A 21,593-nucleotide genomic window follows, 5' to 3' on the forward strand; every position below is an offset into this window, starting at 1 on the left:
TTGACGAATGAATTCATTTAAGAATACATTCCTGCCCTACCCTCGTAGCAAGGTGCACATGATGACGACAGCCGACGAACCCGTCAGGGGGCCTCTCCACGGGATCCGCGTCCTCGACCTGACCCGCGTGGTGATGGGCCCCCTGGCCACGCAGATCCTGGCCGACCAGGGCGCCGACGTCGTGACCGTCGAGCCCGCCGGCGGTGACACCAACCGCGTCATGGGTCCGGGACCGCATCCCGAGCTCTCCGGGATCTCCCTCAACCTCATGCGCAACAAGCGCTCCGTCGTCATCGACCTGAAGTCCGAGGGCGGACGCACAGCCGTACGCCGCCTGGTCGAGTCCTCCGACGTGGTGGTCTCCACGATGCGGCCAGGGGCACTGACCCGGCTCGGGCTGGACTACCCGGCGGTCCGCGCGATGCGCGAGGACATCGTGTACTGCCAGGCACAGGGCTTCCCGCTCGACAGCCCGCACGCGAACGAGCCGGCCTACGACGACATCATCCAGGCGGCCACCGGCGTCTCGGACATCATGCTGCGGATCTGGGGGTCCCCGGCCCTGATGCCGACGATCTTCGCCGACAAGGTGTGCGGGCTGGTGATGGCCCAGGCCATCACCGCGGCACTGGTCGAACGGCAGCGCACCGGGCAGGGCCGGCACATCGAGGTCCCGATGGCCCAGGCCATGGCGGCCTTCATGCTCGCCGAGCACGGCAGCGGGGCGATCAGCCAGCCGCCGATCGCCCCGCCGGGCCGTCCCGCGACCGGCTACCCCCGTGTCCTGTCACCCGAGCGTCGGCCCCACCCCACGAAGGACGGCTGGGTCCACCTGCTGCCCTACCATCCGAAGCACTACGTGGCCCTCTTCACCGAGGCGGGCGTCGAAGGCGCCGCCGACGACCCCCGGTACGCCGACCTACGCGCCACGATCCTCAACTCCGACTCCCTCTACAGGGACATCCGGCGCATCACGCCGAGCCGCACGACCGACGAGTGGCTGGACTACTGCCGGAACACCGGGATCCCGGCCACCCGGGTCGCCTCCCTGCAGGACCTCGTCGACGAACTCGAGGTCGTCGAGCACCCCGTCGCCGGCGGCTACCGCGTGATCCCCCGCATGGCCACGTTCCACGGCACGGAGCCGGCCCTGCGCCGCCATGCGCCGCTGATCGGCCAGGACACCGCCGACGTGTTGACCGAGCTGGGTCTGGGCCCGGCGGACCACCACTGATCGGAGGAACCATGAAAAGCCTGGTCCCCACCACGCTGAGCACCGAGGAGCGGGCCCTCCAGCGCGAGGTCCGCGCCTTCCTCGACGACCGGCTGCCCCCCGGCGGCCACCCCCTGGGACTGGGGATGTCCGGCGAGGTCGACCCGGAGTTCTCCCGGGACCTGGCGGCACAGGGCTGGGTCGGCATGGCGCTCCCCCGCGAGTACGGCGGTGGGGGACGCACGGCCGTCGAGCGCCAGATCGTCGTCGAGGAACTGCTGGCCCGGGGCGCTCCCGTGGGCTACCACTGGGTCGCCGATCGCCAGTCCGGCCCGAGCATCGCACGCAACGGCACCGAGGAGCAGCGCCGCAGGCTGTTGCCCGGGATCGCCCGCGGCGAGCTGTCCTTCGCCATCGGGATGAGCGAGCCGGACTCCGGGTCGGACCTCGCATCCGTGCGCGCCAGGGCGGTGCGCCACCGCGACGGCTGGCTGATCAACGGCACCAAGATCTGGACCTCGGGCGCCGCGACGGCCACGCACGTCCTCGGCCTGTTCCGCACCTCGGAGGACCGGCGCGGCGGGCTGACCCAGTTCATCGTGGAAAGCGACGTCGCCGGGCTGACGATCTCCCCCATCCCCTTCATCGACGGCACCCTCCACTTCTGCGAGCTCTCCTTCGAGGACGTGTACGTGCCGGACACCGCCCGTCTCGGCGACGTGGGCGCCGGCTGGAGCCAGAACACCGGCGAGCTCGCCCTGGAGCGCGGCGGGGTCGACCGATGGATGTCGCTCATGCCCGTCCTGGAGGCGTGGGCCCGGTCGCCGGAGGTACGCGCCTCGCCCGTGGCACACGTCGACCTCGGCCGTATCGTCTCCCGGCTGTGGGCGTTCCGCGGCATGAGCCTGTCGATCGCCAGGCTCGTCGACGCCGGCGAGTCACCGGTCGCCGAGGCGGCGCTCGTCAAGGAGATGGCCACCCGCTTCGAGCAGGAGTCGGTGGAGATCGTCCGGCGGCACTTCGGCAGGACTCCCGACCTCGACTCCGACGATCCCTGGGAGTCGCTGCTCGCACGCGCCATCCTCGTCTCCCCGTCCTGGACCATCCGGGGCGGGACGACGGAGATCCTCCGCTCGGTGATCGCTAAGGGGCTGGTATCCCGATGAGCACATCGTCCGTCTCCGGCGCCCTGGCCGGATTCTTCGCATCGACCTGGCCCTCCGACGCGGTGCCGGTCGAGCCGGACGGCCTCGACCGCGTCACGTGGAACTCCCTGTCGGAAATCGGGCTCCACCTCGTCGACATCGAGGAGAATCTCGGCGGATCCGGCGGCGACCTCGCCGATCTGGTCCAGATCGCCATCCTGTGCGGCCGCCACGCGGTCGACCTGCCGGTCGTCGAGAGCCACCTGGCCGCCTGGGTCATGGCCCGATCCGGCTTGGAGATCGACTCCGCACACGCGTACTCGGTGCCGCTCGGTCCGGTCGACGTCACCGTCAACGACGCCGGCCATGCGAGCGGAGTTCTCCGCGACGTCCCGTGGGGCGGCTCGGTCGACCGCGTGGTGGCCGTCACCGGTGACGGCCATCTCATCGTGGTGGACCCGGCGCGCGCCCAGGTCGCCTCTGGGCGTGACCTCGCCGGCCAGCCCCGCGATCGGCTCCTCCTCAACGAGGTCGCCGTCACCCGGGTCTCCTCCGCCGTCCCAAGGGACGAACTGGTGCTGCGCACCGCGCTCCTGCGCGTGTCCCAGATGGCCGGCGCCCTGCAGGCCGCCGCGGAGATGACCCGGCGCTACACCGGCGAGCGGTTTCAGTTCGGCAAGCCGATCGGCGCGTTCCAGGCCGTGCAGGCCCACCTCGTGGAACTGCAGCAGATGGCGGTCATGACCACCTCGCTGGCCGAACGGCTCGCCGTACAGCCACAGCTCAGGGCGTTCGACGTCATGGCCGCCAAGCTCGTCGCCAACGAGAACGCCATGGCCGCGGCCCGTGCCGCGCACCAGGCGCACGGGGCGATCGGGATGACCCGGGAGTACCGGCTCCATCTGCTGACCCGGCGGCTCCACAGCTGGCGGGGCGACGGCGGCGACACGCTGACGCTGTCCGCGCGGCTGGGGGCGGCGACGGCGGCGGCACCGTCGTTCGCCGCCGCCGTGCTCGATGAAGATCACCGACCGGAGGTACGGCCATGACCGACACCGCCTCACCCGATCTCAACGTGCGCCGCGACGGTGCCGTCGCCGTCCTGGAGATCGATCGCCCTCCGGCGAACTACTTCGACCGCGCCTTGATCGCTGCGATCGCCGATGCCCTGGGCGAACTGGAGTCCGACGGGCGCACCCGGGCCGCGGTGCTCTGCTCGTCGGGGAAGCACTTCTGCGCCGGCGCGAACTTCGCCACGACGGCCGACGGCGGTGACCGCGCGATCGAGTCCCGCCGCCTCTACGACGAGGCCCTGCGCCTGTTCCACGTCCAGATACCCGTCGTCGCCGCGGTCCAGGGGGCGGCCGTGGGCGGCGGGCTGGGACTGGCGTGCGCCGCGGACTTCCGGGTGGCGACCCCGGACTCGGTGTTCCAGGCGAACTTCGCCCGGCTGGGTTTCCACCAGGGCTTCGGACTCTCGGCCACCCTGCCGCGCATCGTCGGCCCGCAGCGTGCACTCGACCTGCTGAGCACCGCGCGTCGTGTCCGGGGAGAGGAGGCGGCCGCGATCGGGCTCGCGGACAGGATCGTGCCCACCGGCACCGAGCGCGCCGCGGCCCTCACCTGGGCCGCCGAGATCGCCGCATGCGCGCCGCTGGCAGTCCGCTCGATCCGTGAGACCCTGCGCTCGGGCCTGGCCGACGCCGTCGGCCAGGCCCTTGAGCGCGAGGTCGCCGAACAGGCCAGGCTCTGGGAGACCGAGGACAGCCGCGAGGGCATCGCGGCCAGCCTCGAACGTCGCGAGCCCCGGTTCGTCGGTCGCTGAACGGCGGCTCAGGGCAACGCGAGAACGATGAACTCACCGACCATGGCGGGCCGCTGTGAGCCTTCCAGCTCGATGACGAGCTCCAGTCGGTACCGGACGCCCTCACCTCGCGGGGTCGCCTCGGTCAGGCGACCCCGCATCCGAATCCGGGCCCCCTCGACGACGGGGCTGATGAAGCGCACCCTGTCGATGCCGTAGTTGACCCCGCTGCCACGGTTGGTGACGTCGAGGATCTCGCTCAGCAGCTGAGGAACCATCGAGAGGGTCAGGTACCCGTGCGCGATCGTCCTGCCGAACGGCCCGCGGGCGGCGCGATCCACGTCGACGTGAATCCACTGGTGGTCGCCGGTCGCCCGGGCGAAGTCGTCGATCCGTGCCTGGTCGATCGTCAACCATGGGCTCGGTCCCAGCTCCAGCCCGATGGCGCCCGGCAGATCCCGCATGTCGATGGTCGCCGGGGTGGATTGCGCACCTCTAGTTTCTATTGTCATAATTATCATTATTGCGGGAGTTCGTACTCGCCGCCAGGGGCGGAAGGCAGGAAGATGGACCAGGACGCGACACGACTCGACGACAGAACGGCCCTCGTGACCGGCGGCGCCGCGGGGATCGGCGCCGGAATCGCCACGGCACTGGCACGCCGGGGCGCCGCCGTGGTGCTGGTCGACAACGACGAGACGGCTCTGGACCGCACCGTGGCCGAGTTGACTCAGGGCGGCTGCACGGCGCTCGGAGTGGTCGCCGACGTCCGCGAGCGCTCCAGCACCGAGATGATGCGCGGCGCGGTGGGAGAGTTGTCAGGCGGCAGGCTCGACGTGCTGGTCAACAACGTCGGCGACCACCGCCCCTGGGGGCCTTTCGCCCAGACCAGCGAGGAGGACTGGACCGCCGTCTACCGGCTGAACTTCGAGCACGTCCTGCGGGTGACCCGCGCCTTCCTCCCGTCGATGATCGAGCGGCGCAGCGGGTCGATCATCAATGTCTCTTCGGTGGAGGGGCTGCGGGGCGTGCCCAACTGCACCGTCTACGCCGCGCTCAAGGCGGCCGTGCTGAACTTCACCGCCGGCCTGTCGACCGAGGTGGGACAGTACGGGGTCCGCGTCAACGCCATCGCCCCCGACGTCACCGACACCCCCCAGTTCCCCCTACACCGGCTCATCGGCCCCGAGTACCACGACCAGATCCCGCGCTGGGTTCCGCTCGGCCGCTTCGGCACCCCCGAAGACCACGGCGACGTGGCGGCGTTCCTCGCCTCCGACGCCGCGCGGTGGGTGACGGGTCAGACCATCAGGGTCGATGGCGGGACGCTGGCCTCACCCGGCTGGTTCCGCCGCGACGAGCACCGTTTCACCAACGTCCCTCGGAACTTCATCTGAGTGCAGAGCTCACTCGGGCCACTGGATCTTGGCGGTCAGAGCCGCAGGGTACTTACCGGCGACGAACCGACGTCCCGCGTCGAGGTGCCGGTGCATTGCCTCCGCAGCGGCGTTCGCGTCGCCCAGCTCCAGAACGTCCACGATCTTGGTGTGGGCGCGGACGATTTCTTCGAACTCCTTCCTGGTGTAGGGCACACCGCTGGAGGCGCCATCACCAATGACCTTCAAGGCGTTGACGAACATGCTGATGATATGACTTTCGGCGGCCTCGGCCACCCCGGAGTGGAAACGGGCATTCTGCTTCCAGAACTCCTGCGGGTCCTCAAAGCTGTCCGCCATGATCTCAATCGAGTCGCGCAGGTCGGCGATTTGCTCGGGCTTAATCCGCTCCGCCGCCAGCCGGGCCATCATCGGCTCCAGGGCCAGCCGGGCGTCCGAGACGTCCTCCAAGGTGAACTGCTGGAACTGCAGCATCAAGGCCAGTTGCTCAGCGAACTCGGCCGGTTGCGGACGCCGAACAGTAGGCCCTCCGCCCGGCCCCGTCCTGATGACGATGAGCCCCCAAACCTCGAGCAGACGAAGGGCCTCACGGAGCGTCGCACGCCCGACCTGGAGCTGGGCGAGCATCGCACCCTCGTGAGGGAGCCGTGCCCCCTCCTCGAACTCGCCCTCGATGATCGACGTGGCGAGATGGCGCGCCAGCCTCTCGGAAGCCTTGGGGGCGCGCTGTCTGAACGCTGGCATTGCGACGTCCTTCACCCCCTAATTATACGCATAGTTCGGCTACTCATGCCCTCTCTCGTTCACACACCACGCAAAGATCACCACACATGTGCGATTCCCCACAAAAGCGACAGCTCTCCACCGCGAGAGGAAGCGCGGCGACGCCGTCCGGAATCAGGCCGGACCCGTCTGGTGAAGCGCGTGCTGTTCCAAAGCAGTGTGGTGATCAGGGCGGCGGCTGCCGCACCCCCTTGCCGGCGAGCACGTGGCCAGGGCAAAGGCGGGACCGCCCCGGCCGCCCGTGGCACGCGGACGCCTCGCAGCACGCCGCCCATGTGGTGAGCGACCGGATACGGCATACGGCCGACCCGCCCTCTCCGCCATCGGCGAGGCCGAGGACCGGGCGGGCCCGGCTCAGCCGCGAACCGCCAGCACGGTGTTCGCGATGGCCCTCCGGTGGTCGCGCGGGGAACCGAACATCAGCTCCGTGGCCTTGGCCCGCTTGAAGTGCAGATGTGCGAAGTGCTCCCACGTGAACCCGATCCCGCCGAAGAGCTGGATCGTGTCCGCCGCGGTCCGGAAGTACGACTCGGCGGCGTGGACCTTCACGACCGAGGCCAGGAGAGCGAGATCCTCACTTCCATCGACGGCCACCCTGGCACCGTGCCGCACGGCTGCCGTCGCGGTCTCCAGGCGCACCTGCATCTCGGCGCACCGGTGCTTGACCGCCTGGAACGACCCGATCGGGCGACCGAACTGGTGGCGCACCTTGGCGTAGGCGACGGTCTCCTGGACGCACCGCGCCGCGCCGCCGACGGCTTCGGCGGCCAAGGCCAGACAGGCAAGGGCTCGCACCCTGTCGAGCACGCCGGCCGCCTCGCCGGCGGCGCACAGGAGCCGGGCAGGCACGTCGGTCATCTCCAGTCGCGCGAGCCGCCGGGTCTGGTCCATGGTCTCGACCTGCCGACGGACGAGTCCGTCCTCGGACTCGAGTACGAACAGCGAGCGCCCCTCGTCCGTGTCCGCCTCGACCAGGATCCGATCCGCGCTCGCACCGTCGATGACTCGGTGAGCCGTTCCGGCGACGACCCAGCCGCCGGCCGTGCGCCGCGCCGTCGGCGTCGGCGCGTTGGACCGGTCACGGCCGTTGCCGGCGAAGGCCAGGGTCGCGGTGAGCTCACCGGCCACGATGGCCGGCAGGTACTCCTTGCCCGCCGCCCCGTCGCCGCTGAGCATCAGGGCGTTGGCCGCGAGCACCACCGTAGCCAGGTACGGCCCCCCATAGAGGGCGCGCCCCATCTCCTCCAGCACCAGCATGGCCTCGATCTGCGTGGAGCCGGATCCGCCGACCTCCTCGGGGAGGGTCAGACCGGCCACGCCGAGCTGCTGCGCCAGTTGCCGCCACACCCGCGTCTCCTCCTCGGTGCGCGCCTCCATGGAGGCGCGCACCGAGGACTCGGGCCACTTGGACTGGAAGAACTGACGAAGGCTCTCCTGGTAGGCGCGCTGGGCGTCGTCGAGTGTGGGATCCATGGCTTCCTTCGATCGTGCGGTCGGCTCGTGCGGGCGGATCATTTGGGCAGGCCGAGCAGCTTCTCGCCGATGATCGTCTTCTGGATCTCGGAGGTGCCGGCGTAGATCGTGCCGGATCTGGAGATCATGGCGGTCGTGATCCATGAGGCGCTGTCGTTGGGCGCCCCCACGTCGTCGGTCTGGAACATCGTGACGTTCGTGGGCCGCCGCCCCTGGACCACCAGAGACTCCACGTCGAGCACATCGAGCGCGAGTTCGGTGACCTTCTGGTGGTACTCGCTCCAGTAGAGCTTGGAGACGGCCGCGTCCGGGCCCGGCGGATGGCCCTCCAGGAACCGCGCGAGGGAGGACATCCCCAGGAAACGCATGACCTCGACTCCGACGTACGCGTCGGCCAGCCTGTCGCGCAGCACCGGGTCCTCGGCGGCGCCGTTCTCCCGCGCCAGGGCGAAGAGCCGGTCGAGTTCGGTCCGGAACATGATCGGCAGAGTCGCGGCGGCCTCTCCGCGTTCGTAGCCCAGCAAGGTCATCGCGACCTTCCAGCCACCGTTGACCTCGCCCACGACGTTCTCACGCGGACAGCGTGCGTCGGTGAAGAACACCTCGTTGAAGTCGGAGTCGCCGCTCATGTTGCGGATCGGCCGGACCTCGACGCCCGGCTGGTCCATCGGCACCAGGAGCAGGGAGATGCCCGAGTGAGCGGGGGCGTCCGGGTCGGTGCGCGCCAGGACGAAGATCCAGTTGGCCAGGTGACCGCTCGAAGTCCAGATCTTCTGCCCATTGATGATCCACTCGTCACCGTCGAGTTCGGCTCGGGTGGACAGGCCGGCCAGGTCGGAGCCCGCCCCCGGCTCGGAGTAACCCTGGCACCACCGGTCCTCACCCGAGAGGATGCGCGGCAGGAAGTGCTGCTTCTGCTCCTCGGTCCCCCAGTGCAGCAGCGTGTTGCCGATCATCACGATGCTGAAGACGTCGTTCTGGATCCCGGTCGGGACACCGACCCGGGCGAACTCCTCGGCGAGCACCACCTGCTCCAGCGGCGTCAGCCCGGCGCCTCCGTACTCGGACGGCCACGAGGGTGCGAGGAAGCCGTGCTCGAAGAGCGTGACGCGCCAACGCTCGGCGAAGGCATCGGCCGCCTCGGCGTCCAAGGCGCCGACGCCACGCCAGTCGGCGGGCAGCTCCGCGGCGAGGAACTCCCGCACCCGTGCGCGAAACTCCTCCGCTGCAGGACCACGAAGACTATTCATAACAACTATGATACTAAATTTCAGAGTAAGAAGCGACCCCTCGTGGTCCTGTTTCAGCTTGTCACCGCCGGTGCGGACGCGAAGTCACGCGGTATTCCGCGCGACCGGTGATCGGCCGGGGGCCGCGGCGACCACGTCGTACGCCCCACCTGCCGCCCCACCGCGCGGTGGCGACGATGACCGCCACGGGCACGTGATCTCGGCCGTTCGGCAGGGACAGGCGGATGCGGTGGTGGTGAGAGGGTTCAGAGTCCGAGGTCGCGGCCGATGATCTCTTTCATGATCTCGTTGGAACCGGCCCAGATCCTGGTCACCCGGGCGTCCCGCCACGCGCGGGCGATGCGGTACTCATTCATGTAGCCGGCGCCACCGTGCAGTTGGAGACAGTGGTCGAGCACCTCGTTTTGCACCTGCGCGGTCCACCACTTGGCCTTGGCCGCGTCCACTGGCGTCAGTTCGCCCCTGGTGTGCGCGAGGACGCACTGATCGACATAGGCCTGGGTCACGTCGAGCCGGGTGACGATGTCGGCGAAGAGGAACTTGTTGGCTTGGAACGCGCCGACGGGCCGGCCGAACGCGGTGCGTTCCGTGGCGTAGCGGAGGGTTTCGTCGACCATCTGCCTGGCGTGCGCCAGGTTGGTCACCGCCGCCGAGAGACGCTCTTGGGGCAGCCAGGTCATCATGTGCATGAAGCCGCGGTCGAGCTCACCGATCATGTAGCTCTTCGGCACGCGCACGTCTTCGAAGAAGAGTTCGGCCGTGTCGGACTCGGGCTGCCCGACCTTGTCGAGTTTGCGACCGCGCCCGAATCCGGGGGTGTCGGCGGGGACGGCGAACAAGGTGAGCCCTTTGGGGCCGGCGTCGGGGGTGGTTCGAGCAGCCACGACGATGAGGTCGGCGGTGTGACCGTTGGTGATGAACGTCTTCGAGCCGTTGATCCGGTAATGATCGCCGTCGGGCACGGCGGAGGTCGCCACCGCGCCGAGGTCGGATCCGGCACCGGGTTCGGTCATGGCCATGGCGGCCACCGCCTCTCCGGTGCTGAGCCTGGGCAGCCACTCGCTGCGCACCTCGGGCGAAGCGAGGTGCACCAGGTAAGGAGGCACGATGTCCGCGTGAATGCCGACACAGGACGGCAGGGCCATGTTGACCGCGGCCAGTTCCTCCATGAGGACGGCGTTGAAGCGGAAGTCTCCGGCCTCCGACCCGCCGTAGCCGGCCGGGATCTCAAGGCCGAGCAGTCCCTGCCTTCCCGCCGCCAGCCAGAAGCTGCGAGGCAGCCCCTTGTCCACGGCCCAGTCGTCGACATGAGGCAGGACCTCACGCCGGACGAACTCTCGTACCGCCTGCCGGAACACCTCGTGGTCGTCGTCGTAGACGTTCCTGCGCACGCGCTCTCCTCTCGCCTAAGCACTTGCTTAGCTAAGCGATCGCTTAGTCAATAGGATGGGGCGAATGCGCGTCAAGAGGCAGGAGATCCCATGACGTCCGACGACGGTGCGCGCCCACAGCGGACCGACCGCCGGTTCACCGGCGACCCCACCCGCGCCCGGCTCCTCGAAGCCGCGCTCGACTCCTTCTCCACCAAGGGCTTCCATGGGACGAGCACCCGGATGATCGCCGCCAGAGCAGGGCTCAGCCCTGCCGCCGTCTACGTCCACCACAGGACCAAGGAAGAGATCCTCTTCCAGATCTCCCGCGACGGTCATCAAGAAGCCCTGGACGTCGTGCTCGCCGCCATCGACTCCGAGGCGACCCCGCCCGGCCGCCTGCGCGCGATCGTCCGGGACTTCGCCACCTGGCACGCCAGGCGCCACACCCTGGCCCGAGTCGTGCAGTACGAGATGGCCGCTCTCACACCCGAACACGCCGACCTGATCGCCGCCCTCCGGCGACACACCCACAACGCGGTCCGCGGCGTCGTCCTCGCCGGAATCGAGCGCGGCGACTTCACCGTACGCGACCCCGAATCCACCACGGTCGCCCTGCTCTCCCTGGGCATCGACGTCGCGCGTTGGTACCGCGCGGACGGTGCGTGGACCCCACAGCGCGTCGGAGAGGACTACGCGGAACTAGCCCTGCGGCTCGTCGGCCACAGCCCTGGAGCATCCCGGAACCAAGACGACGAAGCCTCTCTCGCGCGGTGATCCGAATCCCCCGGCCATCGCCCAGGCCACCAGCAAGGTGAGGGAGCACTTCACGCTTTGCCGGGGCTCCCCACCGGGTCGCTATTGTGAGGATCTTTCAAGTTCTTCCCGGGCTTGTTACGTTCACCAAGCAGGCGTTAGGGCCGCATGCCCCCCGGCCGAGGGAGAACTGCATGGGAACACGTCTCGTCCGCCGACTGTCGGCGACGGTTGCCGCGGCGATCGCGCTGGTGCTCTGTGGTTCGCTGGTCGCGGACGCACATATCGAGCGCCCGTCATATTGGCCGCTTCCCGGACCCGACTGCTCGATCAGCCCGTGCGCCGGCGGAAAGGTGCCCACGCCGCGCAGCCTAGCGTCGGCGATCGTGCCGGCACAGGGCAGCACAACCCGCGTGGTCTGCCGACCGGACTCGCTGAAGCGGCTGGAGGCTTCGATCAAGAAGGCGCGCAAGTCCGGCTACAGCATCCGGCCGTACGATCGTCGCGGCTTCAGCGCCACCGAGGCCCGGGAACTGCGGCGGATCAACCGGGCGCTGTTCGCGCAGTGCCGGTATCGCGAGATCCAGCCCGCGGTGACCGCCTCCGGCAACAACGACCGGGTCGTGGTGATGCCCGGGCTCTATACCGAGCCGACCTCGCGGTCCAAGCCCACCCATGACAAGGCGTGCGACCCGTACAAGCTGAGCACGGGCGCGTACTCCTACAAGGGCGAGACCATGTGCCCGAACGACGCGAACCTGATCGCCGTGCACGGCCGCGCGCCCGGCGGCGGCACCGACCCGGACCCGCCGAGGGTCGACCGGCACGGTATCCCCAACCTCGGCAAGTGCATCCGCTGCAACCTGCAACTCGAAGGCTCGGGCGTGAGCGCCGACGACGTGGTCGTCGACGCCGGTGACCCTAAGTCGGGCAACCACGGCCCGCGCAACTCGGTCAAGGACGTCGGCATCCGCGCCGACCGGGCCGACGGCTTCGTGCTGCGGAACGTCACGGTACGGCACGCCAACGAACACAACGTCTACGTGATCGAGACCAATGGCTACCTGCTGGACCGCTTCAAGGCCTTCTACGCGGGCGAGTACGGCCTGCTGACCTTCGTCGGGGACTTCGGCCGGACGCAGAACTGCGAGGCCGCGGGCAACGGCGACTCCGGGCTCTACCCGGGGTCTGGCGCCAAGACCAACGCAGGACGCGACAAGCGCATCTACCCGAAGGCGCGCTACAGCCAGGAGATCCGCTACTGCGACTCCCACCACAACACCAGTGGCTACTCCGGCACCGACGGCAACGCCACCTGGCTGCACCACAACAACTTCTACGACAACGGGTTGGGCTTCACCACGGACGTGTTCACCGCGGCCGGGCACCCTGGGTTCCCGCAGCAGGGTGACCTTGTGGAGAACAACCACTTCTTCGCCAACAACTTCAACCCGTACCTGCCGGGCAGCGATGTCGTGCCCACCGTGCCGGTGCCGGTGGGAACCGGGATGTGGATCGCCGGCGGCAACGACAACATCATCCGCAACAACACGTTCAGCGACAACTGGCGCCGCGGGGCCATGCTGTTCGCGGTGCCCGACGCCTTCGTCTGCGGCCCAGATGCAGAGCCCATGCCCGGGTGCGACCCGGCCAAGCTGTCCACCTCACACCGCAACCACTTCTACGGCAACACGATGAAGGGCAACGGTACGGACTTCTGGTGGGACGCCTTCCCGTTCAATGTCGGCAACTGCTGGTGGGGTAACGGCAAGGTGAAGACCTCGCCGAAACACCTCCCGCACTGCTCCAACGGCAAGGCGCCAATGCTGAGCGTCGGCTTCGGCAACCTCGCCAACGAGGCCGAACTCCTCACCTGCATGGCCGACCTGAAGCCCGGCGGGCCCTGCCCCTGGTTCACGTCACCGACCCGCCCGAAGGGCTCCACGGCGGCTGCCCCGCGTGCGCCGGGCAGCTGGTACGAGGAAAAGGACAAGCACCCCCATGACCACGGCAAGGGGCTGCGCATCGACGACGCGCTGCTCGCCGAGGTCACCTGCCACTCCTGGCATGAGGCGACCGCCGACCAGCAGAAGCGCATTCTGACCAAGATGCGGGTGTTCATGGGCGGCCAGATCGACAGCCCGGGGGCGCGCGGCGCGACCCTGAGCCTCGACAAGGCGACCAAGGTGCTCGACAACGCCTGCGGTCTGCCGGTCTCCGGTCCGTTCAAGCTCTACAAGCTCTACGCCCGAACGGCCGCCTTCACCCCGCAGATCCGCTAGGTACGCACACCGCGGCCGAACGCCCCGCGATATGGCCCGCCACCGCCATATCGCGGGGCTTTTGCTGTCTGTCTGGAAGGGTCTGTACGGTCTTCGGATACCTCTCTGCTCACCGCGGCTTGGCACAGAGAGGTGCCGAAAACCGGACAGTCCCCGGGGCCGTCCCTCTTGGAGGACGCCCGCTCAGATGACGCCACTCAGGGGGCGAACGCGCGGAGGGTGATGTCCACGAGTGCGTCGGCGTACTCGGGGGTGAGCGGCCCGGAGCGGTGCAGCCAGCGCTGGTAGAGCGGGGCGTACAGCACCTCGAGCACCAGGTCGAGGTCGGCGTCCGCGGCCAGTTGGCCCGCCCGCTGGGCACTGCGCAACCGTTCCTTCTTGGCTTGGTCGACGGGGCCGGCCAGCTTCTCGCGGTACAGGGCGGCGAGGGCGGGGTCACCGACGATCTCCGTGTTGAGCGCCCTGAGAGGCGCCTCGAACACCGGGTCGGCGAACTCGGCGACGGTCGCCCGCATGACGGTCTTGAGATCGGCCTCGAGGTCGCCGGTGTCAGGCAGCCGGATGCCCTCCCCGCCCTCACTGAGCGCCAGGAACGAGTCGAAGATCACCGCGCCCTTGGACGGCCACCAGCGGTAGATGGTCTGCTTGCCGACTCCCGCCCGCGCGGCGATGGCCTCGATCGTCACCTTGGCGTACCCGAGCTCGGAGACCAGCTCGCGCGCGGCGGCGAGGACGGCCCGCCGGGATCGTTCGCTGCGCCGCGCGGGGTTCGGTTTTCTGGTGTTGGACACGCCCGGGAGCATAACACCAAACGAGACGAGACGGTTCGTCTTGACAGGAGGTGGTGGGCCTCTCATACTCATGCAAGTCGAGACGGACCGTCTCGACTTATATAGGTGAGGAGCTCGCATGACAACCGCCCGCGTATGGTTCATCACCGGCGCGTCGAGGGGCTTGGGCAGGGCCTTCACCGAGGCGGCGCTCACCGCCGGAGACCGCGTCGTGGCGGCCGCGCGCGACCTCGGCCCGCTCGACGACCTGACCGCCGCCCACCCGGACCGCCTCGTACGGCTGACACTGGACGTGTCCGACCGCGCGGCCGTGCGGACGGTGGTGGACCGGGCGGCCGCGGCGTTCGGGCGGCTCGACGTCGTGGTCAACAACGCCGGCACGATGCTGCTCGGCATGGTGGAGGAGGCCACCGAGGAGCAGATCCGCGCCCAGTTCGACGTCAACTTCTTCGGCGCGGTCTGGGTGACCCAGGCCGTGCTGCCGCACCTGCGGGCGCAGGGATCCGGCCATATCCTGCAGGTCACCTCGATGGGGACCGGCGGCGGAGTCGCGTCCGCCGGGTTCTACGCGGCGAGCAAGAACGCGCTCGACTCGCTGAGCCAGGCGCTGGCGATGGAGGCGGCGCCGTTCGGGATCAAGGTGACGATCGTGCAGCCCGGCGGGTACGGCACGGACCTGTTCACGCGGGGTACCACGACGACCCGGCCGCGCCCGGAGTACGAGCCGCTGCGCGCCCGGCTGGCCGAGATGTGGGGCGAGGACGCCGGCCCCGACCCGAGCACCGCGGCCCCGGTGGTCATGGAACTGGTCGACCTGGCCGAGCCGCCGCTGCGGCTGATCGTCGGCGCCGCCTCCTACGACATGGTCCAGCAGATGGACCGGGCCCGCACCGAGGAGTACCGGGCCTGGGAGCACCTCAGCCGCAAGGCCCCGGGCTGACCCGTACGAGGCCCATGGAGACCGACCAGGCATGCGGTCATGTTCTGTCCGCGCTGACAACAGGAGGTGGGGCGCTCTGCGCACCTCTGCCCAACTGGCACTCAACCAGATCACCAAGCGCTACGGCACCCGCGTCGTCTTGGACCGGGTGTCGCTCACCGTCAAGCCCGGCGAGCGGCTCGGAGTGATCGGCGACAACGGGTCGGGCAAGTCCACGCTGCTCAAGCTCATGGCGGACGTCGAACGTCCGGACAACGGCGAGCTCGTGGTCGTCGCGCCCAGCGGCGTCGGATACCTGCCGCAGTCGCTCGCCCTGCCGTCGCACGCCACCGTCGCCGACGCCGTCGACCAGGCGCTGGCCGACCTGCGCGAGCTCGAAGCCCGGATGCGGGCGGCCGAACGCTCCCTCGGCGCAGCGGGCGCGCAGGAGCGCGCGGGCCTGGACGCCTACGCGGAGCTGGTGGCGGAGTTCGAGGCGCGGGGCGGCTACGAAGCCGACGTCCGTGTGGAGGTCGCACTGCACGGGCTGGGGCTGCCCGGGCTCGACCGGAGCCGTCCGCTGGGCACGCTCTCCGGCGGCGAACGTTCCAGGCTCGCCCTGGCCGCCACGCTGGCGTCCGCTCCTGAGCTGCTGCTGCTCGACGAGCCGACCAACGACCTGGACGACCAGGCCACAGCCTGGCTCGAACAGCGCCTGCGCGCCCACCGGGGCACGGTCGTAGTGATCACGCACGACCGGATGTTCCTGGAGCGGGTGACCACCGCCATCCTCGAGGTGGCCGACGGGCAGGTGCGCCGCTACGGCGACGGGTACGCCGGGTACCTCGCCGCCAAGGCCGCCGAACGTGCCGCACAGGCGCGGGCCCACGAGGAATGGAAGACGGAGCTGGACCGGCATGCCACGCTGGTGGCGGCCAACGCGGGCCGGCTGGCCGTGATCCCGCGTAAGACGGCCAAGGCGGGCATGGGCACCGGCGCCTGGCGGGCGCGCTCGCGCACCCACGGGGCCGCCGGCCGCATCCGGCAGTCCCAGCAGCGGCTGCAGTGGCTCACCGATCACCCGGTGGCGCCACCGCCCGAGCCACTGCGCTTCACCGCCGTCCCCGCCACCGCGGGCGCCGCCGCCGGGGACGAGGTGGCCGCGCTCGACGGCGTGGTGGTGGCGGGACGGCTCCGCATGGAGTCTTTGACCATCCGCGCCGGTGAGCGGCTGCTCGTCACCGGCCCGAACGGAGCGGGCAAGACCACCCTGATGCGGGTGCTCGCCGGAGAACTACGACCGGACGCGGGCGAGGTACGGCGGGCCGGCCGGGTCGGGTTCTTCCGGCAGGACGAACCCGACACCGACGACAGGCGATGGGCCGTCCGCGCCGGGACCCTCCGGCAGGACGGGCCGACCGACGCGGCGCGCCGGACCGTGCTGCAGGCCTACGCGCACGGGCGTCCGGGAAGCCTGGACGAGCACGCGGACGCGCTGCTCGCCCTGGGCCTGTTCCGGCCGTCCGACCTGGGGCTGCGCCTCGGGGAGCTGTCCTACGGGCAGCGGCGCCGGATCGAGCTGGCACGGCTGGTGAGCGAGCCCGTGGACCTGCTCCTGCTCGACGAGCCGACCAACCACCTGTCACCGATGCTCACAGAGCAACTGGAGGAGGCGCTGGCCTCCTACCAGGGTGCGCTGGTCGTGGTCACGCACGACCGGCGCCTGCGGGCCACGTTCACCGGCGCCCGCGTCGAACTGGCCGACGGGCTCGGTTCCGGAGGCCCGTGCCGCGCCCCGGTGGTCGCCGTGGCCGTCGAAGACGGTCACGTCATCGTGGGCGCCGGCGTGCCGGCCGCCGAACAGGCCTCGTAGCCGGCAGGATTCCAACCGTCTCAGGCCACACGTTCCCTCAGTTCGGCGTGCCAATGCTGCTCGGGGTGGCCGTCGAACGGCGCGACGCGGCGACGGGCGGCCGGGCCCGCCCTGGCCTGCCGCCGACGTGCCGTGGCAGAGCGTCAGGCGTCGGCGGCGAGGTCGGCGTGCCGGGTGCGGAGGTCGCGTTTGAGGATCTTGCCGCTGGGGTTCTTGGGGAGGGAGTCGGCGATGACGACGTACTTGGGGCGCTTGAAGCCGGCCAGGCGTTCGCGGGCGTGGGCGTGGACGTCGTCGGCGGTCAGCGCCGAGCCCGGCTTGGGGACGACGACGGCGGTGACGGCCTCGATCCAGTGCGGATGGCTGATGCCGAACACGGCCACCTCGGCGACGCCGTCCAGCGCGTAGATGGCCTCCTCGACCTCGCGGCTGGCGACGTTCTCCCCACCGGTCTTGATCATGTCCTTCTTGCGGTCGACCACCGTCAGGTAGCCGTCGGCGTCCATGACCCCCAGGTCGCCGGAGTGGAACCAGCCGTTGCGGAACGCCTCGGCGGTCTTGTCCTCGTCGTTGTAGTAGCCGAGCGCGGCGTGCGGGCTGCGGTGCACGATCTCGCCGATCTCGCCGGGCGGCACCGGGTCGCCGGCGTCGTCGACCAGCATGGTCTCGACGTTGATCGCCGCCCGCCCGGCGCTGCCGGCCCTGGGCAGTTGCTCGCCGGGACGCAGGATCGTGGCCAGCGGGGACATCTCCGTCTGGCCGTAGAAGTTCCACAGCCGTACGTCGGGCAGCCGTCGCTGCAGCTCGTGCAGCACCTCGACGGGCATCGGCGAGGCCCCGTAGTAGCCCTTGCGCAGGCTGGACAGGTCGGTGGTGTCGAAGTCGGGGTGGCGCAGCAGCGAGATCCACACCGTCGGGGGGCAGAACAGCTTGGTGACCCGCTCCCGCTCGATGGTCGCCAGCAATGTCGCCGGGTCGGGGCCGGGCAGGATGATGCTGGTCGCACCCAGGTAGACGTCGACGGAGAAGAAGCAGTCCAGCTGGGCGCAGTGGTACATCGGCAGCGCGTGGACCTCGACGTCGTCGCCGCTCATCCCGCCGTCCACAATGCACGAGACGTACTGGGAGATCAGCGACCGGCTGGACAACAGCACGCCCTTGGGCCGCGACTCGGTGCCCGAGGTGTACATCAGCCGCAGCGGGTCGTCGTCGGCCACCAGCACGTCCGGGGCCTCGGCCGGGCCCTCCTGCCACCAGGCGTCGACGTCCTCCCAGCCCTCGGCCGGGGCGGCGCCCGACAGCCCGATCCAGCCGCGCACCCCGTCCTGCAGGTCCGCGGCGGCCAGCGCCTTCTCGGCGGTCGGGGCCAGCGCGTCCTCGGCGACGATCCCGGACGCGCCCGAGTGCCGCAGGATGTAGGCGATCTCGTCGGCGTTCAGCATGAAGTTCACCGGGACCAGCACGACACCGAGCCGGGCGGTCGCGAACACCAGCACCGCGTACTGCCAGGAGTTGTGCGACAGCAGCGCGAGCCGGTCGCCCTTGGTCAGCCCACGCGCGGCCAGCGCGTGCGCGGCCCGGTTGACCGCCACGTCGAACTCGGCATAGGTGACCCGCAGATCCCCAAAGACCACCGCGAGCCTTCCGGGATCGCGGCGGGCGGTGCGGTGCAGCAGATCCCCCAGCGAGTGTTGCCGGGCGCGGGCGACCATCGACGAGATCTCGGGTGCGTACACGGTCGGCGTCCTTCCAAACACGGCTTTTGGATGATCAAATACCCGATATGCCCGCGACCGCAACAGCCGGTCGGCGGGCCGCCGGCATCGCCTACGCGCACGACCATCTCCGCAGCGACGAGACGCTGCCGTCCCAGACCACACCCGCCCCGGTTCCGGCTCCGCAACAGACCGAACCGACTCGCCGACCCAAGCCCCGGGCCGACCGGGGCCGGGGCAGGCCGGGCGGTCAATCGGCGACACGGAGAATGATTTTCCCGCGTACGTGCCCGGTCTGGCTGAGCCGGAATGCCTCGGCGGCATCGGTGAGGTCCATGACGGTGCTGACCTCGGGGACCAGCACGCCGCTTTCCACCATCCGGCTGAGCTGCTGGAGATCTGTCGCGCTGGGCCGGGCGAACACGAACGTGCCGCCGTTTTCGAGGACGCCGTCGTTCGTCAGCGACACGACCCTGCCCTTCGAAGCGTCGTTCAGAAGGCCGAGCGACGCTGTCAGCGCCTCGCCGCCGTACATGTCCAGAATCGCCGTGACGCCGTGCGGGGCGAGCGCTCGCACGCGCTCGTCGAGCCCGGGGCCGTAGGCAACGGGTTCCGCGCCCAGCCGCCGGAGGTAGTCGTGGTTGGGCGCGGAGGCAGTGCCGATGACGCGTGCTCCCAGCGCCACGCCGATCTGCACCGCGAAGGAACCGACGCCGCCGGCCGCGGCCTGGATGAGGACGGTGTCACCGGGTCCTGTCCGCAGAGCGTGGACGAGCGACTGGTACGCAGTGAGACCGGCGATCGGTACCGCGGCCGCCTGCTCCCAGCTGAGGCCCGCCGGCTTCCGGGCGATGGTGCGCAGGGGCGCGGCGACCCGTTCGGCGTAGGTTCCGCGCCCGATCGAGTCCTCCCGGACGTATCCGATCACCTCATCTCCGGCCGTGAACTCCGTCACCGTGGGGCCGACCCGGGCGACGACGCCGGCGACGTCCCAACCCGGGATGACGGGGAAGTGCACATCGAAGCGGCTGTCGAGGTGCCCGGCCGCGGTCTGCCAGTCGACCGGGTTGACCGACACCGTCTTCACGTCGATGAGGACCGACTCCGGGCCGAGCTTCGGTTCGGGAACCTCCCGTACTTCCAGCACTTCCGGACCGCCGTATCGAGAATAGACGATCGCCTTCATCGCGCTCCTTCGAGCCGTGGGCCGAACACCGGCCTGCCGATGGTGGTCCCCGCGGCCGCCTCCGTATCTGTCGGGCTTCTCTCCGGCCGTCCGAGGCGGCGTACGTGACCGGCGGGCTTCGATCACCGGGTGAACTCGCGCCGGTCGGCCGCGCCCGCCGGGTTCGCCGGCTGAGGAGCCGTGCCCGGAGCGTTGTGCTGGGGAGGCTCGGAGGCGAGCCGCTCCACGTGGATCTCGGGCCCGCGCTCCTCATGGGGAACCGGGCGGGAGGCCACCAGCCGGCAGCCGAACTCGACGAAACGGTCCTGGAGGTCGGCGACGGACAGCCGCCCGTCGCCGCGGTACCAGATCGCCACCCCGTTGCACATCTCCAGGAGCGCCAGACGGGTGATCTGCACGTCGGTGACCTGGAACTCGCCGGTGCGCACGCCGCGTTCGAGCACGCGCTGGAAGAGGGACTCGTAGTCGTCGCGCAAAGCCATGATCTCCGCACGGTTGTCACCGGTCAGCGCCTGCACCTCCCGGTCGATCACCCGGGAGGTCAGCGGGTTGAGGGCCTCCGTCGCGACGTGGCCGAGCACCAGCCGGGCCAGTTGGACGGCCGGGTCGGCGCTGTGCTCGACGGCCTCGCGCCCGACGCGGAGCAGTTCCTGCAGGCCGGCGCGCATGATGCCGGTCAGCAGGTCCTCCTTGCCTCCGGCGTAGTGGTACAGCGTCGCCGAGTTCAGTCCCGCGGCCCGGCCGATCTCCCGGATGCCGGTTGCCGCGTACCCCCGCTCGGCGAACAGCCGCACCGCGACCTGATGGATCCGTTCAAGACCTGACACGATCAGATTCCCAATCAATCGATTGACCAGCAACAGGTATCACCGGGCATCGAACTCGGTCAACCGAAATCCCTTGACCGGCCTAGGAAGTCCGCTCTGACGTACGGCCGACCTGAACCCACAATCCGGCTACCAATCCATCGATTGATTGGGATCTGACGTCACCCCGCTCTCGTCTCTTGGTGTCGCACAGGGGAAGGGAACCGCGATGAGCGCTTCCCGTGCAGACCGCCACGGCCCCGGACCTTGCCTCGGCCGACGGCACACTCCCCCGCGCACTTGACACGGTCACGCCCACTGGCCGAACATCAAATTCGATTTCGATGTCAAGAAAGGTATGTGTCGACGGCGCGTACGGCCATCGGCACGGCCACCGGCGGTGTCCCAGGGACGGCTCGACGTGAGCGCCGAGCGCATCCTCGGCCTGCCCTGAGCACGATGAGGAGCCCCGCATTGGGTGAGCAGATCCTGTACGAGGTCAAGGACCGGGTGGCGGTCATCTCGTTGAACCGTCCCGAGGTCGCCAACGCCCAGACCATGGACCTGCTGGACGACCTGGACGCGGCCTGGAGTCGGGCCGCCGACGATGAGGAGGTGCGGGTCATCGTGCTGCGCGGCAACGGCAAGCACTTCTCGGCCGGGCACGACCTCAAGAGCGGGGCGCCCGCCCCCGAAAAGCTCACCCTGGAGTGGATCTACACCATCGAGGCCCGCCGGTACCTGGAGTACTGCCTGCGCTGGCGCAACGTTCCCAAGCCCTCGATCGCCTCCGTGCAGGGCAAGTGCATCGCCGGCGGGCTGATGCTGTG

The 21,593-nt window shown here is 69.8% G+C and carries 19 protein-coding genes; 10 read left to right on the plus strand and 9 right to left on the minus strand.

Annotation, left to right across the window (positions count from 1 at the left end; all coding sequences use genetic code 11):
* The first annotated feature begins 61 nt into the window (after positions 1 to 61).
* From C4U03_RS34650 to C4U03_RS34665, 4 genes are read left to right on the plus strand one after another with little or no spacing between them, the layout of a single operon-like run.
* Positions 62 to 1,234, plus strand: a complete 1,173-nt coding sequence (locus tag C4U03_RS34650) for a CaiB/BaiF CoA transferase family protein (protein WP_160147197.1) — start codon at positions 62 to 64, stop codon at positions 1,232 to 1,234.
* 11 nt (positions 1,235 to 1,245) lie between these two features.
* On the plus strand, positions 1,246 to 2,379 hold the full coding sequence (locus tag C4U03_RS34655; RefSeq protein WP_103944039.1) for an acyl-CoA dehydrogenase family protein: 1,134 nt from the start codon (positions 1,246 to 1,248) through the stop codon (positions 2,377 to 2,379).
* Entirely contained in the window at positions 2,376 to 3,407 is a 1,032-nt protein-coding gene (locus C4U03_RS34660) for an acyl-CoA dehydrogenase family protein (protein WP_103944040.1), read from the plus strand. Before C4U03_RS34655 ends, C4U03_RS34660 begins: the two co-directional genes overlap by 4 nt.
* On the plus strand, positions 3,404 to 4,183 hold the full coding sequence (locus C4U03_RS34665) for an enoyl-CoA hydratase/isomerase family protein (protein WP_103944041.1): 780 nt from the start codon (positions 3,404 to 3,406) through the stop codon (positions 4,181 to 4,183). Before C4U03_RS34660 ends, C4U03_RS34665 begins: the two co-directional genes overlap by 4 nt.
* 8 nt (positions 4,184 to 4,191) lie before the next feature.
* Here C4U03_RS34665 and C4U03_RS34670 read toward each other — a convergent pair whose 3' ends face one another.
* On the minus strand, positions 4,192 to 4,626 hold the full coding sequence (locus C4U03_RS34670) for a MaoC family dehydratase (protein ID WP_103944042.1): 435 nt from the start codon (positions 4,624 to 4,626) through the stop codon (positions 4,192 to 4,194).
* A 102-nt stretch (positions 4,627 to 4,728) separates the two neighbouring features.
* On the opposite strand from C4U03_RS34670, the gene C4U03_RS34675 reads away from it, so the two are divergent.
* Positions 4,729 to 5,559, plus strand: coding sequence for an SDR family NAD(P)-dependent oxidoreductase (locus tag C4U03_RS34675; RefSeq protein ID WP_103944043.1), 831 nt, complete (start codon positions 4,729 to 4,731; stop codon positions 5,557 to 5,559).
* A gap of 9 nt (positions 5,560 to 5,568) precedes the next feature.
* On the opposite strand, the gene C4U03_RS34680 is transcribed toward C4U03_RS34675, so the two are convergent.
* The 4 genes from C4U03_RS34680 to C4U03_RS34695 all read right to left on the minus strand — a co-directional run bounded on the left by C4U03_RS34680 (position 5,569) and on the right by C4U03_RS34695 (position 10,456).
* Positions 5,569 to 6,318: a FadR/GntR family transcriptional regulator gene (locus C4U03_RS34680; RefSeq protein ID WP_146087627.1), complete on the minus strand. Its 750-nt coding sequence runs from the start codon at positions 6,316 to 6,318 to the stop codon at positions 5,569 to 5,571.
* A gap of 378 nt (positions 6,319 to 6,696) precedes the next feature.
* Positions 6,697 to 7,815, minus strand: a complete 1,119-nt coding sequence (locus C4U03_RS34685) for an acyl-CoA dehydrogenase family protein (RefSeq protein WP_160147198.1) — start codon at positions 7,813 to 7,815, stop codon at positions 6,697 to 6,699.
* 38 nt (positions 7,816 to 7,853) lie between these two features.
* Positions 7,854 to 9,065, minus strand: coding sequence for an acyl-CoA dehydrogenase family protein (locus C4U03_RS34690; RefSeq protein WP_103944046.1), 1,212 nt, complete (start codon positions 9,063 to 9,065; stop codon positions 7,854 to 7,856).
* Positions 9,066 to 9,310: 245 nt separating this feature from the next.
* Entirely contained in the window at positions 9,311 to 10,456 is a 1,146-nt protein-coding gene (locus tag C4U03_RS34695; RefSeq protein WP_103944047.1) for an acyl-CoA dehydrogenase family protein, read from the minus strand.
* Between the two features lie 90 nt (positions 10,457 to 10,546).
* On the opposite strand from C4U03_RS34695, the gene C4U03_RS34700 reads away from it, so the two are divergent.
* Positions 10,547 to 11,212 carry a TetR/AcrR family transcriptional regulator gene (locus tag C4U03_RS34700; RefSeq protein WP_103944048.1) on the plus strand — a complete coding sequence of 222 codons (666 nt, stop codon included), beginning with the start codon at positions 10,547 to 10,549 and terminating at the stop codon, positions 11,210 to 11,212.
* Between the two features lie 173 nt (positions 11,213 to 11,385).
* Positions 11,386 to 13,473 (plus strand): right-handed parallel beta-helix repeat-containing protein, encoded by a 2,088-nt coding sequence (locus C4U03_RS34705; protein ID WP_146087628.1) that lies wholly within the window; start codon positions 11,386 to 11,388, stop codon positions 13,471 to 13,473.
* A gap of 197 nt (positions 13,474 to 13,670) precedes the next feature.
* Here the strand turns inward: C4U03_RS34705 and C4U03_RS34710 are convergent, their stop codons facing one another.
* The gene (locus C4U03_RS34710; RefSeq protein ID WP_103944050.1) at positions 13,671 to 14,276 is read right to left on the minus strand and encodes a TetR/AcrR family transcriptional regulator; all 606 of its coding nucleotides are present in this window, start codon (positions 14,274 to 14,276) and stop codon (positions 13,671 to 13,673) included.
* Between the two features lie 106 nt (positions 14,277 to 14,382).
* On the opposite strand from C4U03_RS34710, the gene C4U03_RS34715 reads away from it, so the two are divergent.
* Positions 14,383 to 15,204 carry an SDR family NAD(P)-dependent oxidoreductase gene (locus C4U03_RS34715; RefSeq protein ID WP_103944051.1) on the plus strand — a complete coding sequence of 274 codons (822 nt, stop codon included), beginning with the start codon at positions 14,383 to 14,385 and terminating at the stop codon, positions 15,202 to 15,204.
* 31 nt (positions 15,205 to 15,235) lie between these two features.
* Positions 15,236 to 17,056 (plus strand): ABC-F family ATP-binding cassette domain-containing protein, encoded by a 1,821-nt coding sequence (locus C4U03_RS34720; RefSeq protein ID WP_103944052.1) that lies wholly within the window; start codon positions 15,236 to 15,238, stop codon positions 17,054 to 17,056.
* A 143-nt stretch (positions 17,057 to 17,199) separates the two neighbouring features.
* Here C4U03_RS34720 and C4U03_RS34725 read toward each other — a convergent pair whose 3' ends face one another.
* The 3 genes from C4U03_RS34725 to C4U03_RS34735 form a co-directional block, all read right to left on the minus strand.
* On the minus strand, positions 17,200 to 18,792 hold the full coding sequence (locus tag C4U03_RS34725) for an acyl-CoA synthetase (protein ID WP_235018319.1): 1,593 nt from the start codon (positions 18,790 to 18,792) through the stop codon (positions 17,200 to 17,202).
* Positions 18,793 to 19,021: 229 nt separating this feature from the next.
* A complete protein-coding gene (locus C4U03_RS34730) occupies positions 19,022 to 19,957 on the minus strand; it encodes an NADP-dependent oxidoreductase (protein ID WP_103944053.1) in 936 nt (311 codons plus the stop codon).
* 122 nt (positions 19,958 to 20,079) lie between these two features.
* Entirely contained in the window at positions 20,080 to 20,784 is a 705-nt protein-coding gene (locus C4U03_RS34735; protein ID WP_160147199.1) for a TetR/AcrR family transcriptional regulator, read from the minus strand.
* 453 nt (positions 20,785 to 21,237) lie between these two features.
* Here C4U03_RS34735 and C4U03_RS34740 point away from each other — a divergent pair.
* On the plus strand, positions 21,238 to 21,593 hold a 356-nt coding region (locus C4U03_RS34740; RefSeq protein ID WP_200827675.1), incomplete at its 3' end, for an enoyl-CoA hydratase-related protein.

Source organism: Thermomonospora echinospora, assembly GCF_900108175.1.
Classification (GTDB): domain Bacteria; phylum Actinomycetota; class Actinomycetes; order Streptosporangiales; family Streptosporangiaceae; genus Thermomonospora; species Thermomonospora echinospora.

What these genes read in the sequence shown, in the direction of transcription:
- C4U03_RS34665 (WP_103944041.1), top strand. Translation starts at nt 3,404, where the DNA reads ATGACCGACACCGCCTCACCCGATCTCAACGTGCGCCGCGACGGTGCC.
- C4U03_RS34720 (WP_103944052.1), top strand. Translation starts at nt 15,236, where the DNA reads ATGCGGTCATGTTCTGTCCGCGCTGACAACAGGAGGTGGGGCGCTCTG.
- C4U03_RS34700 (WP_103944048.1), top strand. Translation starts at nt 10,547, where the DNA reads ATGACGTCCGACGACGGTGCGCGCCCACAGCGGACCGACCGCCGGTTC.
- C4U03_RS34660 (WP_103944040.1), top strand. Translation starts at nt 2,376, where the DNA reads ATGAGCACATCGTCCGTCTCCGGCGCCCTGGCCGGATTCTTCGCATCG.
- C4U03_RS34710 (WP_103944050.1), bottom strand. Translation starts at nt 14,276, where the DNA reads ATGCTCCCGGGCGTGTCCAACACCAGAAAACCGAACCCCGCGCGGCGC.
- C4U03_RS34685 (WP_160147198.1), bottom strand. Translation starts at nt 7,815, where the DNA reads ATGGATCCCACACTCGACGACGCCCAGCGCGCCTACCAGGAGAGCCTT.
- C4U03_RS34670 (WP_103944042.1), bottom strand. Translation starts at nt 4,626, where the DNA reads ATGCGGGATCTGCCGGGCGCCATCGGGCTGGAGCTGGGACCGAGCCCA.
- C4U03_RS34705 (WP_146087628.1), top strand. Translation starts at nt 11,386, where the DNA reads ATGGGAACACGTCTCGTCCGCCGACTGTCGGCGACGGTTGCCGCGGCG.
- C4U03_RS34655 (WP_103944039.1), top strand. Translation starts at nt 1,246, where the DNA reads ATGAAAAGCCTGGTCCCCACCACGCTGAGCACCGAGGAGCGGGCCCTC.
- C4U03_RS34730 (WP_103944053.1), bottom strand. Translation starts at nt 19,957, where the DNA reads ATGAAGGCGATCGTCTATTCTCGATACGGCGGTCCGGAAGTGCTGGAA.
- C4U03_RS34715 (WP_103944051.1), top strand. Translation starts at nt 14,383, where the DNA reads ATGACAACCGCCCGCGTATGGTTCATCACCGGCGCGTCGAGGGGCTTG.
- C4U03_RS34690 (WP_103944046.1), bottom strand. Translation starts at nt 9,065, where the DNA reads ATGAATAGTCTTCGTGGTCCTGCAGCGGAGGAGTTTCGCGCACGGGTG.
- C4U03_RS34675 (WP_103944043.1), top strand. Translation starts at nt 4,729, where the DNA reads ATGGACCAGGACGCGACACGACTCGACGACAGAACGGCCCTCGTGACC.
- C4U03_RS34650 (WP_160147197.1), top strand. Translation starts at nt 62, where the DNA reads ATGACGACAGCCGACGAACCCGTCAGGGGGCCTCTCCACGGGATCCGC.